A 14,501-nucleotide genomic window follows, 5' to 3' on the forward strand; every position below is an offset into this window, starting at 1 on the left:
GAATTCGCTCGCGTGTTCGAACACTGGTTACACTGGTCGCATGGCAACGCACCAGCTCCAGGGATCGCTCTTCGACCAGAGCGACGACGTACGCCTGGGCTCCCTGGCCGGAATCCGCCGGACCGTCCTCGGCGACGGCGCGTGGATCGACCTGCTGACGGGCTGGCTGAGCGGCGCCGACACCCTGTTCGAACAGCTCGCCACGGAGGTCCCGTGGAAGGCGGAGCGCCGCCAGATGTACGAACGGGTCGTGGACGTCCCCCGCCTCCTCGCCTTCTACGGCGCGCGCGACCCCCTCCCCCACCCCGTCCTCGACGAGGCCCGCCGAGCCCTCTCCGAGCACTACGCCGCCGAGCTCGGCGAGGCGTTCACGACGGCGGGGCTGTGCCACTACCGGGACGGGCGCGACAGCGTGGCCTGGCACGGCGACCGGATCGGCCGGGGCGCCCGCGAGAACACGATGGTCGCCATCCTCTCCGTGGGAGCCCCGCGCGATCTGCTGCTCCGCCCCCGCCGTGGCGGCGCGACCGTCCGGCAGCCCCTCGGACACGGCGACCTGATCGTGATGGGCGGCTCCTGCCAGCGCACCTGGGAGCACGCCGTCCCGAAGTCGACGCGCGCCTCCGGCGGACGCATCAGCATCCAGTTCCGGCCGCACGGCGTGCGGTGAGGGCGAACAGCCGGGTGAGCGGGTGGAAGCGGTAGCGCCCGGGGGCACGGGACTCAAGGAGCTGTACGTCGACCAGTTGCTCCAGGATCACCTCCGTCGCCGACAGGGCGCCGCCGGTCGTCACCGCCGCCTCGGCCACCGTCAGCTCCCTCTGCTCGCCGTGCTCCCCCTGCTCCGCCGCGAGGAGCGGAAGAGCCAGCGCCGCCGCCCGCCCGCTCGGGCCGCGGGCCTGCAGCTCCCGGTGGCCGGCCGCCAGAGCCGCGTGCATGTCCAGGTCCGCGAAGGACAGCTCCGCGAGGCGGCGCGCCGGATCCGCGAGCCGGTCGGCGAGCTCCCGCACCGGCCACCGGGGCCGCGCCGCGAGGCGGGCGCCCGCGATGCGCAGCGCCAGCGGCAGGTGTCCGCAGTGCCGCGCGATGACCTGGGCTGCGCCGTGCTCGGCGGTCAGCCGCCCCGGCCCCGCCCACAGGGCGAGGACCGCGACGGACGCCGGGGGCGGGAGGGGCGTCAGATGGAGGTGCGCGGCGCCGTTCAGGGTGGCGAGGACGCCGAGGCTGGTGACGAGGACCGCGCAGCCGTGCGCCGCGGGCAGCAGCGGACGCACCTGGGCCGCGTCCACGGCGTTGTCGAGGACGATCAGGACGCGCCGCTCGGTGAGCAGCGTGCGGTAGGCGGCGGCCGCGTCCTCCGCACTGCCGGTGTACGGCCGCGGCGCGCCCAGCGCGTTGAGGAAGCGGCGCAGGACGACTGCGGGCGGGACGGGGCGCTCGTCGCGGTGTGAGCCCCGCAGGTCGGCGTAGAGCTGGCCGTCGGGGAACCGCTCGGCGAGCCGATGGGCGGCGTGCACGGCGAGCGCGGACTTGCCGACGCCGCCGGGGCCGTCGAGCGCGACGACGGCAGGACCCGCGCCCCGCGGTCCGGGGCGGAGCACGTCGAGCGCCTCCAGCTCCCTTTCCCTGCCCGGGAGTCCGGGGATGTCAGGAGGGAGCTGCCGGGGCACGGGCGGCAGGGGCCCCGCGTCGTCCTTTCCCTGCGGTACCGGGTGGCCGTTGACCGCCGTGCGGGACCGGCGCGCCTCCTCCACCCGGTCGCGGGCCGTCGCCAGTATCCGCAGTTCGCGCCCGGTGGCGCCGAGGAGCTGGACCAGCGTGTCGAAGCGGTCCGTCGGCGGCAGCGTCTTGCCCGCGAAGTAGTCGCCGATCACCCCGTGCGCCCAGCCCGTCCGCGCCGACAGCTGGCGGTAGGTGAGCTGTGCACCGCCGTCCCTGCGCGCGGCACGCCTGCGCAGCTGCCGCAGCAGCGCGGCCAGCGCCTCCGCCGTGTCCACGGAATCGACCGGGCCCACGCCCGTCGGCGCCTCCCGCGGTTCTCCGTCCGGCGGATGCCCCGCCGCCCCCGTAGTCGCCCCCACTGCCCCCGTGACCCCCATCGTCGCTGCCGCCGCCGACGCTCCGCGCATCCGGATCTGTCCGGTGCTGCCCGACATCCGGGGCCGCCCCCGGGGAGGCGTTGCGAGCATCCCTCTACCGCTCGGAAGCCGCACTCCGGCGAGCGGGCACCGCACCGGCCGTCACCAAGGCATTCGTGGAACGCCGTCGACCGGTTTGGTGCGGCACGACCGACATCGGACAACCGACCTCGGACACCCGACATCGGACAACCAAGGAGACACGACCTCTATGAGCAGGGTCTGCAACAAAGCTCCCAATCTGCCGGACGGCAGCATCGCCGACCAGTCGCTCTACGCGAGCGTGGACGGCCCCATCGCCACCGGCTCGGCCCACTTCATGCGGGCCGGCAGCGAGCTCCACCTGATGCACTCCGACCTGGAGTTGAACGACCAGCGCCAGGCCGCTCTGCGGGTGCGCTGCGCCGCCGCGGCCGTCCAGGCGGCGCTGGTGGAGTACCGCACCTCGCACCGCGTCGCCCAGGAGCTCGGGTTCTACCCGGTCCACGACGAGCGGCTGCGGACCGCGGGCGGCGGGACCGCCCCGGTGCGCGAGACGCTGGACGCCGCCCGGCAGGCGGACCTGGTCCAGCTGGACGACGTCGCCGTGGAAACCATCGCGCTGCGCTACGAAGCGGGCGGCGACGAGGCCGCGTACAGCCACTTCGTGACGGCGCTGACCGGGTTCTCGACGGAGCTCGACGCTTTCGCGGCCGGTGCCGCGGACGCGCCTCCCGCCGACTGGCAGCGGCTGGCCTGGCAGTTCCTGACGGCGTTCGACCGCATCCGGATCTACGGTCAGGCGCTGGCTGTCATCAACATCCTCGGTATGACCCCCAGTGCCGTCGCCGGCGCCGGAGACGGAAGGAGCAACCGGATATGAGCGCCGTCTGCAACAAGATGCTCGCCCTCGGCGAGGAGGACCTGCGCGACAAGAAGCACCTCGCGCTGAGCGCGGGCACGGAACTGACCGCCGCGACCAGCGAACTGTGCCGGGCGCTCGAACTCGCCGAGCACGGCGACGGGGTCAACGCCGCCGCCGTGTACGCCGCGGCGGCGCGGGACCGGCTCGACAACGCCGCGCGGATGCTGGCCCGGGTGGGCGACATCCTCGCGACGGGCACCCTCACCGAGGAGTCGGCCTCCTGGTACCGCAGGCTGGACTACGACCGGCTCTACCGCTCCGGTCTGAGCCTCGGCCAGGTGCCGCACTCCATCGAGCTGTGGCAGGCGTTCGCCCGCCAGGCCGCGAAGGGCGGGCCTGTCGCCATCTGCCGCGACATGCGGGGCCGCACCGTCGCGGTCGCCGCTCTCATCGGGGACTGGCTGGAGCGGGCCGACGGCCCCGGGTCGGACGGAGAGCTGCTCCGCATCCAGTCCGCGATGGCCGACCTGGCCGCGTACGCCCAGTTCGTGGCCTTCGCCAACAAGGTGGAGCCGCGTGACCCGGCGTGGCTGACTCCGCTGGGGTCCGCCGTCGCCTAACGGCTGCCCCTGTGAAGAAAGAAGGAGCGTCGGCCCCGGCCGGCGCTCCTTCCGCGTTCCCGTCACCGGCAGGCGCGGTGCCCGTCACCTGTAGGCGCGCGCCTGAAGCCCGTACATCTGCGCGTAGAGCCCGCGCCGCGCCAGGAGTTCGTCGTGGCTGCCCGTCTCCGCGACCCGGCCGTGGTCGAGGACGACGATCAGGTCGGCGCCGCGCACGGTCGAGAACCGGTGCGAGACGAGGAGGGTGACGCCCCACGACTCCGGACGGCGGGCCGCCTCGATGTGCCGCTCGAAGACGAGGTGTTCGGTCTCGGCGTCCAGGGACGCGGTCGGCTCGTCCAGGATGCGCAGCAGGGGTGCGGGGCGCATCAGGGCCCGTGCGATCGCCAGCTTCTGCCACTGGCCCGTCGACAGGTCGACCCCGCCCTCCCAGCGGCTGCCCAGCTGGGTGCCGAGGCCCGCGGGGAGCGTGCCGGGCAGATCGACGGCGCCCGCCCTGGCCAGCGCGCCGGCCACCGCCCGCCGGTCGGCGATACGGGACAGGTCCCCGACGCCGACCGTCTCGTGGGCGGTGAACTCGAAGCGTACGAAGTCCTCGAAGGCCGCGCCGAGCCGCTCGCGCCACGCCTCCGGGTCCAGCGCGTCGAGGCGGACGCCGTCCACCGTGATCCGGCCCCGCGTCGGCTCGTACATCCGGCACAACAGCTTGACCAGCGTGGACTTCCCCGAGCCGTTCTCACCGACCAGGGCGACCACTCCCCCGGCGGGCAGCCGCAGCGTGACGTCGTGCAGCGCGGTCCGTGTAGTGCCCGGATAGCGGAAGGACAGTCCGTCCACGACGATGCCGTGCCGCAGTTCCGTCGGTACGGCCGCCGTCGACGTGAGGCTCGCCCGCTCCGCGTACGCCTGCAGCCAGCGCAGGCGTTCGGCGCTCTGCAGGAGTTCGACGACGGCTCCGGTGGTCTGCACGAGACCGGCGACGTGGCCGGTGAACCGTCCCGCCAGGACGACGGCGAGCAGCACGGCGCCGAGGCCGGTGCGGCCCGTCACGGCGAGATGCCCGACGAAGGCGACCGCGCCGATCAGGCCGAGCGAGTTGAGCAGGCCGGAAGCGCCGCCGAGCAGGGTGATCCGCCACTGCGCCCGGACCTTGACGCGGTCCGCACGCTGCCTCAACTCGGCGACTCTGGAGCGGAGTTGGGGCCCCGCATCGTAGACGCGCAGTTCCTTGCCCGCCGTCGGCGAGGTGGCGAGGGCCGCCAGACGTGCGGCGAGCCGGTAGTCGGCGGCGGTGGCCTCCTGCGCGCGGGCGCTGATGCCGCGGGCGGAGATCTGCACCCGCATGGCCACCGCCCCGATGAGCGGCAGTACCAGCAGGGCGGGGTGGACGGCGGCGAGGAGCACGGCGGTCACCAGGAAGCCGCCGAACTGTTCGAGGAGGTTGAGCACCCAGTTGAGCAGGGCGCCGATGGCGAGGGTGCGGTCGCGCAGCAGGTGGAGCCGGTCCTGGAACGCGGGCGACTCCTGGTGCCGCAGTCCGGGTATGCCGGCGGCGAGCCGGGCGAGCAGCCGGTCGAAGGCGAAGCCCACCCGCTCGCTGAGCCCGATCCTCGCGCCGAGGGCCGCCAGTTCGACCGCCTCCCACGCGCCGAGGCTCACCACGAGCAACAGCGCGGCCGTCAGCGTCGTCTCGAGGGATCCCAGCTCCGCGCCCTCCGCCATCGACCGCAGCCACAGGGCCTGGAGCGCCGCGAGTCCGGCCGCGGCGGGCACGAGCAGCATGCCGAGCACGGCGAGTTTCCAGGACTCGCGGAAAGATCCCACGACGAGGGTGCGCAGGGCGCCGAGCACGGCGCGCGCACCGCGCTCGGGCCGGGGGACGTCGGTCTCGGTGCTGTCGCCGGGCACGTCGGGCCCGGCGGGCAGCGCTCGTGACCGTACGCTCCCGGCACCCACGACTTCAAAGTCACCCTCCCCGTCCCCGTCCACGAACCGATCGGCCTGCAGCCGGTACATCCGGGCGTACCTGCCGCCGCGCGCCATCAGCCCGTCGTGCGTGCCGCTCTCCACGATGCGGCCGCCGTCCATGACATGGATCAGGTCGGCCCTGCGCACGCCCGAGAAGCGGTGCGAGACCAGGAGCGTGGTGGCGCCCCCGCTCACCGTCAGGAACCGGTCGAAGAACGCTGCCTCGGCCCGTGCGTCGAGGTGTGCGGTGGGCTCGTCGAGGACGAGGACGCCGCCCGTCCGCGCGGCGAGGAGCGCGCGGGCGAGGGCGACCCTCTGCCACTGGCCCGCGGACAGGTCGGCGCCGCCCGTGAACTGCCGGGAGAGCACGGTGTCCCAGCCCGCGCCGAGCGTCCCGACGAGTTCGGCCCCGTCGGCCAGGTCGAGGGCGCGCTCCAGTTCGCGGGGGTCGTCCGCGAGGCCGGGTGCGCCGATGCCCACGTTGTCGCGCAGTGTCAGCGGATACTTCACGAAGTCCTGGAAGACGACGGAGATCCCCCGGCGCCACCCCCGCACCGCGTGCTCCCGTACGTCCGTGCCGTCCGCGGCGATGCGCCCGGCGTCGGGTTCGTAGAGCCGTGCGAGGAGTTTGATCAGTGTCGTCTTGCCGCAGCCGTTCGCCCCGACGAGCGCCACGGACGTGCCGGCGGGGATCGTCAGGTCGAGGCCGCGCAGCACGGGTTCGTCCGTGCCGGGGTAGGTGAAGTGGACGGACTCGAAGGCGATGCTCCGGCGGGTTTCGGGGGCGTCGCCGCTCACACCCCCGTTCTTCGTGAGCTCCCGCACGTCGTCCGCGGTCCCGCGCGCCTCGAGATCGGCGAGGGACCGCAGGCCGAGGAGCGCGTCCCGCACCACGTTGTCGGCGTCGCCGACCCAGCCGAGCGCGGGGACGGCGAGCGCCGCCTGGGCGCTGATCACGAGCCGGGTGAGGTCCAGGTCGCCGCGTGCGGCGGCGAAGGCGGCGTACCCGAGGACCGCCGCCTCCGCGAGGACCACGAACCCCACCGCTCCGCAGGCCCGCCGCGCCGCCGTCCCGCGGGTGGCCCAGACCTCGGCCATGCCCGACTGCCAGACGGCCGTCATCCGCTCGGCGAGCCAGTCGCGGAGCCCGAGGAGCCGGGCTTCCTTGGCGGGTTCGGGGTCCACGGCCAGCGACCGCAGGTATCCGGCCCTGCGGATCACCGCGCTCGCCGCCTGCATGCTGCCGTGCACGTGGCGCGCCAGACGCTGGTAGGAGCGGTACGTGAGGACCGCGGCGAGCGCGAGCAGTATCGGCGCCCACCAGGCGAGCGGCGCCAACAGGACGAGCAGGCCGAGCCCTTCGAGGCGGGGGCGCACGATCTCGGGGAGCAGGGTGGCGAGTTGGTCGGGGCGGCTGTTGGCCTCGGTGACCAGCCGCAGCGTGTCGGCGTAGCCCGGCTCCTCGAGGTGTCCGATGCCGTCCGGGCCGGTACCGGCCGCCATGGCCCTGTCCTCCACGACGGTGGCCGCACGCAGCCTGAGGACCGCGGCGAGCCCGCCCTCCAGGGCGCGCAGTGCCGTCCGTACGAGGATCAGCGCCCCGAACACGGTGAGTGCGGCCAGGACCCGTCGGGCGTCGGCCGATCCGGGGCCCGCGGTCACGGCTCCGGGCAGGTCGCCCACGAGCCGCCCGGTGGCGATCACGACGAGCGGCCCGGTGAGCGCCCCGCAGACCACGGTCACGGTGAGTGCGACGGTGTGCCGGGGACCGGCCCGCCACAACAGCCGCACCGCTGCCGCCCACTCCTGCCACGTCCGCATACCAGCCTCCTCGACCGTGCCCCGTCGTTGGGGGCCCGATGCTCACAGAGGAGGCAGGTGGCCGGGTGACGGTCCCGGGCGCGGCCGGACAGTGCCGGTCGTGCGGCCGGGGGCCGTCAGCTCCGGCGTCGCGTGAGCGCGTGGCGTACCACTTTGGTGAGCACGGCCGGGCGGAAGAGGAGCGCGGGCGGTGCCGTCATGTTCAGGACCCGCACGAACCGCGCCCACACACTCGGGTCGTGCACGGCGAGCGCGAAGACGTGCTGGTTGTACCAGTGGGCGAAGCGGGCGGGCAGCGGGTGCCGGGTGGGCGCCCACATGAGGTCGGAGCTGGTGGCCATGGTCCACGGGACCTGGATGACGCGGGCCGCGGCCCGCTGGTAGGCGCGGCTGAGCCCGTCGAGGCCACCGGTCCTGTGCCGGTGCAGCAGGCGGCCGAGCAGCTGCGCTTCGAGGGCGGCGACCGTGAGCCCCTGCCCGTACACGGGGTTGAAGACGCAGAGCGCGTCGCCGACCGCGACCAGGCGTTCGGGCCAGTGCGTGTTCTTGTGGTGCAGGCGCCATTCGTTGCCGTTGTTCGTGTAGCGGCGGATCTCTCCCTCTCGGGTGCCGCGCTTGATCTGTTCGGCGAGGCGAGGGGTGCCGAGGCTGTGGGCGAAGTCGAGGTAGCCCTCGTCGTCGGTGGGCGGCACGTGCTCGTCGACGCCGAACAGCGAGCACATCCAGCGGTCCCGCTCCACGGCGAGGACCACGCCGCCGCGCGGCACGTCGGGCGCGAAGGCCATCTGGTAGGCGACGTCGAAGTCCTGCCGGTCCTCGGGCGGGCGTACGTAGCACGCGGAGGTGTAGGTGATCTTCGACTTGATGACGTTCTTCGGGGAGGCCGGCAGGTGAGCGTCGGCGAGCCAGCGGTCGACGGACGTGGTGCGGCCCGACGCGTCGACCACGAGGTCGGCGGTGACCTCGGTGGCCTCTTCGTCCTCGGTGCGGTACCGCACCCGGTCCAGGCGTCCCGGCGCGCTCGCGGTGACCGTGTCGCAGTGGGCGGCGGGGACGACGCGCACCGCGGGGAGCGCCGAGACGCGCTGCCGCAGCCGGCGCTCCAGTTCGTCGCGCGTGAAGGTCTGGATGCGGACGCCCACCGGGTCGGTGGGCGCGTATCCGGTGGGCAGCAGGAAGCTGATCCGCTCGCCGTAGTCGAAGACGGGTGCGCCCTCGTCGGCGAGCTCCGCGCGCAGCCCGGGGAAGAGGGCTTCCAGGGCCTCGCCGCCGCGGGCGAGCAGGGCGTGCGCGTGGTAGCCCTGCGGGACGTGCGGGTGGACGCCGGTGTCCGGCAGCACCGGGTCGCGCTCCAGGACGAGCACCTCGGTGAAGTGGTCGGCGAGGGCCCGTGCGGTCACGAGACCGGCGTATCCGCCCCCTACGACGACGGCCCGCTCCCAGCGGGCCGCGGGTGACGAGCTGTGCTGGTTCTCCGGCATGGCCGGTCCCCTCCCTGTCGGCGCGACGTCACCCCACTCCACCGCCCGGCACCCCCGTTCTCAAGACCCCCCGGGGAGCGCACGGAAGCACTTGATCTTCCGTCCTACGTCTCACGCCGGTGATCTCGGGTACTCGTCACGGGCCGCGATCGCCCGTGTGGCGGACCGGCGGACTGTGTGAGCACCGTGGGAGGGGCCCACACCGGCCAGAGGCAACCGAGCTGAAAGAGCGCATCATGCCCGCAGGATCGAACAGCAAGAGGGAACGGCAGTACGAGCACATCAAGGAGAGCGCGAAGGACCGCGGCGCGTCCACGGGCCGCGCGAAGGAGATCGCCGCCCGTACGGTCAACAAGGAACGTGCGCGCTCCGGCGAGTCCCGCACGGCGAGCCGCACGTCGACGAAGGACCCGAAGTCCGCGTCGCAGCGTGGCGGCGAGCGTTCCCACCAGGGTTCGCAGGGCCCGACCAAGGACCAGCTCTACGCCGAGGCGCAGAAGAAGAACGTCAAGGGCCGCTCGTCCATGAACAAGTCGGAGCTGGCCCGCGCCGTCGGGCGCTGAGCAGGCTTCCCGTTCACCCGTACGGGCCCCCGGTGGGGCCTGCGCGGGCCGAGCAGAAAGGTGCGTCCCCATGCGTGCTCTGACATGGCAAGGCAAGCGCGACGTGCGCGTCGACGAAGTGCCCGACCCCCGCATCGAGAAGCCCGACGACGTGATCGTCCAGGTCACGTCGACCGGCATCTGCGGCTCCGACCTGCACCTCTACGAGGTCTTCGGGCCCTATCTGGACCCGGGCGACATCCTCGGCCACGAGGCCATGGGGGTCGTCGCGGAGACGGGCCCCGACGTCACCGAGGTGGCCGTGGGCGACCGCGTGGTGATTCCGTTCAACGTATCCTGCAACACCTGCTGGATGTGCAAGCGGGGGCTGCAGTCGCAGTGCGAGACGACGCAGGTCAAGTCGATGGGCACCGGCGCCTCGCTCTTCGGGTTCACCAAGCTCTACGGCCAGGTGCCCGGCGGACAGGCCGAACTGCTGCGGGTGCCCTTCGGCAACACGCTGCCCATCAAGGTGCCGCACGGCCCGCCGGACGACCGGTTCGTGTTCCTGTCCGACGTGCTGCCGACGGCCTGGCAGGGCGTGGAGTACGCCGACATCCCGCCGGGCGGCAGCGTCACGGTGATCGGCCTCGGGCCCATCGGCGACATGGCCACCCGCATCGCGCGACTGCGCGGCGCCGAGCTCGTCATCGGTGTCGACCTCGTCGACGCCCGTCTGGAGCGCGCCCGGCGCAACGGCACCACCGCGCTCGACCTGCGCGAACACGGCAAGGACCTGGGCGACGCCATCCGTGACCTCACGGACGGCCGCGGCACGGACTCAGTGATCGACGCGGTCGGCCTGGAGGCGCACGGCTCGCCGGTGGCGACGGCCGCCCAGCGCGCCACCTCGCTCCTGCCCGACAAGCTGGCCCGCCCGCTGATGGAGAAGGCGGGCGTCGACCGCCTCAGCGCCCTCCTCGCGGGCATCGACGCGGTCCGGCGCGGCGGCACCCTGTCCATCAGCGGGGTCTACGGCGGAGCCGCGAGCCCGCTGCCGCTCCTGACCATGTTCGACAAGCAGATCCAGCTGCGCATGGGCCAGGCCAACGTGTGGCGCTGGATCGAGGACATCCGCCCGCACCTCACCGACGACGACCCGCTGGGCGTCGACACGTTCGCCACGCACCACCTGCCGCTGAAGGACGCCCCCTCGGCCTACGCCACGTTCCAGGCCAAGGAGGACGGCATGATCAAGACGCTGCTGCAGCCATGAGTGCACGGCACGACGACGATCCCGGCGCCCTGATCGTGATCGACATGATCAACACGTACGACCACAAGGACGCCGAGCGGCTCCTGCCGTCGGTGCGCGAGGTCGTGCCGGTGATCACGGACCTGCTCGCCGCCGCGCGTGCGAGCGGGGCGCCGGTGATCTATGTCAACGACAACTTCGGCCAGTGGCGCTCCCACCACGGGGAACTGGTCGAGGCCGCCATGGCGGGGCCGCACGGGGACCTGGTCGGTCCGGTGCGGCCGGACGACGACTCGCTGTTCGTCGTGAAGGCCCGGCACTCGATCTTCTACGAGACGCCGCTGACCTATCTGCTGTGGCAGCTGGGCGTCCGCAAGGTGACGCTGTGCGGTCAGGTGACCGAGCAGTGCGTGCTGTACTCGGCGCTCGACGCCCACATCAGGCACCTCGACGTGACCGTGGTCGCCGACGCCGTCGCCCACATCCACCCGCATCTCGCGGAGGCGGCCCTGGAGATGATGCGCATCAACCTCGGAGCCCGGATCGCCAACGGCAAGGACATCGGATTCGGCGGAGGCGTCGCGGGCTCATGACGCGTTTCCTGACGGTGGGCGCACTGCTGGCCTGCGCGGCCGGCGGCGTGGTGCTCGCCCTGCTGACGTCGCCCTGGTGGTGGGCGGCCGCCGCGCCGCTCCTGGCCGTGGCGCTGACCGGGGTGTACGACCTCGTGCAGCCACGGCACTCCGTGCTGCGGAACTATCCCGTCCTCGGCCATCTGCGGTTCCTCATGGAGACCCTGCGGCCCGAGTTGCAGCAGTACTTCGTGGAGCGCAACTACGACGGCAGGCCCTTCGACCGCGACACCCGCAGCATCGTCTACGAACGGGCGAAGGGGGTCGCCGCCGAGGAGCCGTTCGGCAGCGAGCGCGACATGGACGACCGGGGTTACGAGTTCCTCGTGCCGTCCATGGCGCCCGCGCCGGTGCCGGACGAGCCGCCCCGCGTCCGGATCGGCGGGCCCGACTGCACGCAGCCGTACGACATGGCTCTCCTGAACGTCTCGGCGATGAGCTTCGGCTCCCTGTCCGCCAACGCGATCCTGGCGCTGAACACCGGGGCCGCGCGGGGCGGGTTCGCGCACGACACCGGTGAGGGCGGCCTGTCCGACCACCACCTGCGGCCCGGCGGCGACCTCGTCTGGGAGATCGGGACGGGCTACTTCGGCTGTCGCACCCGGGACGGCGGGTTCGACGCCCGGCAGTTCGCCGAGAAGGCCGCCCACCCCGCGGTGCGCTGTGTGTCGCTCAAGCTGTCGCAGGGCGCCAAGCCGGGCATCGGGGGCGTGCTGCCCGGCAGCAAGGTCAACGCCGAGATCGCCTCCGTACGCGGCGTGCCGCAGGGTGAGACCGTCATCTCACCGCCGTACCACCGGGTGTTCTCCACGCCCCGCGAACTCGTCCGGTTCCTGGCCCGGATGCGGGAGCTCGCACACGGCAAGCCGGTCGGATTCAAGCTCTGTCCTGGGTCGCGGACCCAGTTCCTCGCCGTGTGCAAGGCCATGGCGGCGGAGGGCATCACCCCGGACTTCGTCATCGTCGACGGCGCCGAGGGCGGGACGGGCGCGGCGCCGCTGGAGTTCGCCGACCACCTCGGCATGCCGCTCACCGACGGGCTCATCACCGTGCACAGCGCCCTGACGGGTGCGGGGCTGCGGGACCGTATCCGCATCGGCGCGAGCGGCAAGGTCGCGACGGGCTCCGACATCGTCAAACGCCTGGCGATGGGCGCCGACTACACCAACGCGGCCCGCGCGATGATGTTCGCCGTCGGCTGCATCCAGGCCCAGCGCTGCCACACCAACCGCTGCCCGACCGGCGTCACCACGGTGGACCCGCACCGTGCCCGCGCCCTCGACGTCGTGGACAAGTCGGCGCGCGTCGAGCGGTTCCAGAAGGCCACGGTCCAGAGCGCGCTGCAGATCATGGCCGCGATGGGGGTACGCGACGCCACCGATCTGGGCCCGCATCTCGTGCGGCGCCGCGAGGACAACGGCAGGTTCCGGTCCTACGCCGAGCTGTACGACTGGCTCTCCCCCGGCGAGCTCATCGCCGGGCCGCCGCAGAGCTGGGCCGCCGACTGGAGCGCCGCGGACCCGGACCGCTTCGTCACCTGAGCGGCCTCGTTTGGATCACATGGCACCGGATACAGAAGGGACGCCACGTATCGCCCGCGACAACACGGGCACCCGGACCGTGACCTGTCTCAGGTCGGGAACGCCGAAGACGAAAGGCACACGCTGATGAACCACGGCACAGGTAAGGCGACCACTACCGATGCCGGCGTACCGGTCGAAAGCGACGAACACTCGCTCACCGTCGGCGCCGGCGGCCCGATCCTCCTCCAGGACTCCTATCTGATCGAACAGATGGCGCAGTTCAACCGGGAGCGCATCCCCGAGCGCCAGCCGCACGCCAAGGGCAGCGGCGCCTTCGGCCACTTCGAGGTCACCGGGGACGTCAGCCGTTACACGAAGGCGGCACTCTTCCAGCCCGGCGCGCGCACCGATCTGGTCGTCCGGTTCTCGACCGTGGCCGGTGAGCGCGGCAGCCCGGACACGTGGCGCGACCCGCGCGGCTTCGCGGTGAAGTTCTACACCAGCGAGGGCAACTACGACATGGTCGGGAACAACACCCCGGTCTTCTTCGTGAAGGACCCGATGAAGTTCCAGCACTTCATCCGGTCGCAGAAGCGCCGCGCGGACAACAACCTGCGCGACCACGACATGCAGTGGGACTTCTGGACCCTGTCGCCCGAGTCCGCCCACCAGGTCACGTGGCTGATGGGCGACCGCGGCATCCCGCGCAGCTGGCGCCACATGAACGGGTACTCCTCGCACACCTACATGTGGATCAACGAGCAGGGCGAGCGGTTCTGGGTGAAGTACCACTTCAAGACCGACCAGGGCGTCGAGAACTTCACCCAGCACGAGGGCGACCAGATGGCCGCGGCCGACACGGACTACCACACCCGTGATCTCTTCGAGCACATCCGGGACGGGGACTACCCGAGCTGGACGCTGTACGTGCAGGTCATGCCGTACGAGGAAGCGGCCACGTACCGGTTCAACCCGTTCGACCTGACGAAGGTGTGGCCGCACGGCGACTATCCACTCGTCGAGGTCGGCAGGATGACCCTGGACCGCAACCCGACGGACAACCACGCCGAGATCGAGCAGGCGGCGTTCCAGCCCAACAACCTGGTCCCCGGCATCGGCCCGAGCCCCGACCGCATGCTGCTGGCCCGGCTGTTCTCGTACGCCGACGCGCACCGCTACCGGATCGGCGCGAACTACCAGCAGCTGCCCGTGAACGCCCCGGTCGTGCCCGTCCACACGTATTCCAAGGACGGGGCGATGGCGTTCCACAAGCGCCAGGACCCGGTCTACGCGCCGAACTCGAAGGGCGGTCCCGCAGCCGACACGGCCCGCTACGGCTCCCCGCCCAGCTGGTACGCGGACGGCGACATCACCCGCGCCGCCTACGTCGACCATGCCGAGGACGACGACTGGGGCCAGCCGGGCACCATGGTCCGCGAAGTGCTCGACGACGCCGAGCGCGACCGGCTCGTCGACAACGTCGTCGGGCACCTGCTCAACGGCGTGACCGAGCCGGTGCTCGTCAGGGCCTTCGAGTACTGGTCGAACATCGACAAGTCGATCGGTGAGCGCATCGAGCAGGGGGTGCGCGCCAAGGCGAACGAGAAGGACCCGAAGGCCGCGGAGCAGGCCAACCCGGCACGCAGCAGCATGCAGGACAAGGCCTGACCGCTCCCC

11 protein-coding genes are annotated in these 14,501 nt (G+C 72.5%); 8 read left to right on the plus strand and 3 right to left on the minus strand.

All coding sequences use genetic code 11. The features are described from left to right. Nucleotides 1-40: 40 nt before the first annotated feature. Nucleotides 41-670, plus strand: a complete 630-nt coding sequence (locus DEJ49_RS02560; protein ID WP_150182176.1) for an alpha-ketoglutarate-dependent dioxygenase AlkB — start codon at nucleotides 41-43, stop codon at nucleotides 668-670. Here DEJ49_RS02560 and DEJ49_RS02565 read toward each other — a convergent pair. Next, nucleotides 636-2,015, minus strand: a complete 1,380-nt coding sequence (locus tag DEJ49_RS02565; protein ID WP_150182177.1) for a helix-turn-helix domain-containing protein — start codon at nucleotides 2,013-2,015, stop codon at nucleotides 636-638. The genes DEJ49_RS02560 and DEJ49_RS02565 overlap by 35 nt on opposite strands. A 334-nt stretch (nucleotides 2,016-2,349) precedes the next feature. Here DEJ49_RS02565 and DEJ49_RS02575 point away from each other — a divergent pair, with 334 nt between their 5' ends. Both DEJ49_RS02575 and DEJ49_RS02580 read left to right on the plus strand, forming a co-directional pair. Continuing rightward, nucleotides 2,350-3,000, plus strand: coding sequence for a hypothetical protein (locus DEJ49_RS02575; RefSeq protein WP_150182178.1), 651 nt, complete (start codon nucleotides 2,350-2,352; stop codon nucleotides 2,998-3,000). Next, nucleotides 2,997-3,602, plus strand: coding sequence for a hypothetical protein (locus tag DEJ49_RS02580; RefSeq protein ID WP_150182179.1), 606 nt, complete (start codon nucleotides 2,997-2,999; stop codon nucleotides 3,600-3,602). Before DEJ49_RS02575 ends, DEJ49_RS02580 begins: the two co-directional genes overlap by 4 nt. Before the next feature lie 84 nt (nucleotides 3,603-3,686). Here the strand turns inward: DEJ49_RS02580 and DEJ49_RS02585 are convergent, their stop codons facing one another. Both DEJ49_RS02585 and DEJ49_RS02590 read right to left on the minus strand, forming a co-directional pair. Then, nucleotides 3,687-7,391, minus strand: coding sequence for an ABC transporter ATP-binding protein (locus tag DEJ49_RS02585; protein WP_150182180.1), 3,705 nt, complete (start codon nucleotides 7,389-7,391; stop codon nucleotides 3,687-3,689). A 116-nt stretch (nucleotides 7,392-7,507) separates the two neighbouring features. Further along, entirely contained in the window at nucleotides 7,508-8,872 is a 1,365-nt protein-coding gene (locus tag DEJ49_RS02590; RefSeq protein ID WP_150182181.1) for an FAD-dependent oxidoreductase, read from the minus strand. Between the two features lie 236 nt (nucleotides 8,873-9,108). Here DEJ49_RS02590 and DEJ49_RS02595 point away from each other — a divergent pair, with 236 nt between their 5' ends. The 5 genes from DEJ49_RS02595 (at nucleotide 9,109) to DEJ49_RS02615 (ending at nucleotide 14,492) form a co-directional block, all read left to right on the plus strand. Beyond that, the gene (locus DEJ49_RS02595) at nucleotides 9,109-9,435 is read left to right on the plus strand and encodes a plasmid stabilization protein (protein ID WP_150182182.1); all 327 of its coding nucleotides are present in this window, start codon (nucleotides 9,109-9,111) and stop codon (nucleotides 9,433-9,435) included. Nucleotides 9,436-9,505: 70 nt separating this feature from the next. Beyond that, nucleotides 9,506-10,690: an alcohol dehydrogenase catalytic domain-containing protein gene (locus DEJ49_RS02600; RefSeq protein ID WP_150182183.1), complete on the plus strand. Its 1,185-nt coding sequence runs from the start codon at nucleotides 9,506-9,508 to the stop codon at nucleotides 10,688-10,690. After that, on the plus strand, nucleotides 10,687-11,262 hold the full coding sequence (locus DEJ49_RS02605; protein ID WP_150182184.1) for an isochorismatase family cysteine hydrolase: 576 nt from the start codon (nucleotides 10,687-10,689) through the stop codon (nucleotides 11,260-11,262). The genes DEJ49_RS02600 and DEJ49_RS02605 overlap by 4 nt, the downstream gene beginning before the upstream one ends. Beyond that, nucleotides 11,259-12,842: an FMN-binding glutamate synthase family protein gene (locus DEJ49_RS02610; protein WP_150182185.1), complete on the plus strand. Its 1,584-nt coding sequence runs from the start codon at nucleotides 11,259-11,261 to the stop codon at nucleotides 12,840-12,842. The genes DEJ49_RS02605 and DEJ49_RS02610 overlap by 4 nt, the downstream gene beginning before the upstream one ends. 126 nt (nucleotides 12,843-12,968) lie before the next feature. Next, nucleotides 12,969-14,492, plus strand: a complete 1,524-nt coding sequence (locus DEJ49_RS02615) for a catalase (protein ID WP_150182186.1) — start codon at nucleotides 12,969-12,971, stop codon at nucleotides 14,490-14,492. The last annotated feature ends 9 nt before the right edge of the window (nucleotides 14,493-14,501 follow it).

This window comes from Streptomyces venezuelae, from assembly GCF_008642335.1.
Taxonomy (GTDB): Bacteria; Actinomycetota; Actinomycetes; order Streptomycetales; family Streptomycetaceae; genus Streptomyces; species Streptomyces venezuelae_F.

Coding starts and splice junctions, on each gene's coding strand:
- DEJ49_RS02580 (WP_150182179.1), top strand. CDS start 2,997: ATGAGCGCCGTCTGCAACAAGATGCTCGCCCTCGGCGAGGAGGACCTG.
- DEJ49_RS02610 (WP_150182185.1), top strand. CDS start 11,259: ATGACGCGTTTCCTGACGGTGGGCGCACTGCTGGCCTGCGCGGCCGGC.
- DEJ49_RS02600 (WP_150182183.1), top strand. CDS start 9,506: ATGCGTGCTCTGACATGGCAAGGCAAGCGCGACGTGCGCGTCGACGAA.
- DEJ49_RS02590 (WP_150182181.1), bottom strand. CDS start 8,872: ATGCCGGAGAACCAGCACAGCTCGTCACCCGCGGCCCGCTGGGAGCGG.
- DEJ49_RS02605 (WP_150182184.1), top strand. CDS start 10,687: ATGAGTGCACGGCACGACGACGATCCCGGCGCCCTGATCGTGATCGAC.
- DEJ49_RS02615 (WP_150182186.1), top strand. CDS start 12,969: ATGAACCACGGCACAGGTAAGGCGACCACTACCGATGCCGGCGTACCG.
- DEJ49_RS02560 (WP_150182176.1), top strand. CDS start 41: ATGGCAACGCACCAGCTCCAGGGATCGCTCTTCGACCAGAGCGACGAC.
- DEJ49_RS02575 (WP_150182178.1), top strand. CDS start 2,350: ATGAGCAGGGTCTGCAACAAAGCTCCCAATCTGCCGGACGGCAGCATC.
- DEJ49_RS02585 (WP_150182180.1), bottom strand. CDS start 7,391: ATGCGGACGTGGCAGGAGTGGGCGGCAGCGGTGCGGCTGTTGTGGCGG.
- DEJ49_RS02595 (WP_150182182.1), top strand. CDS start 9,109: ATGCCCGCAGGATCGAACAGCAAGAGGGAACGGCAGTACGAGCACATC.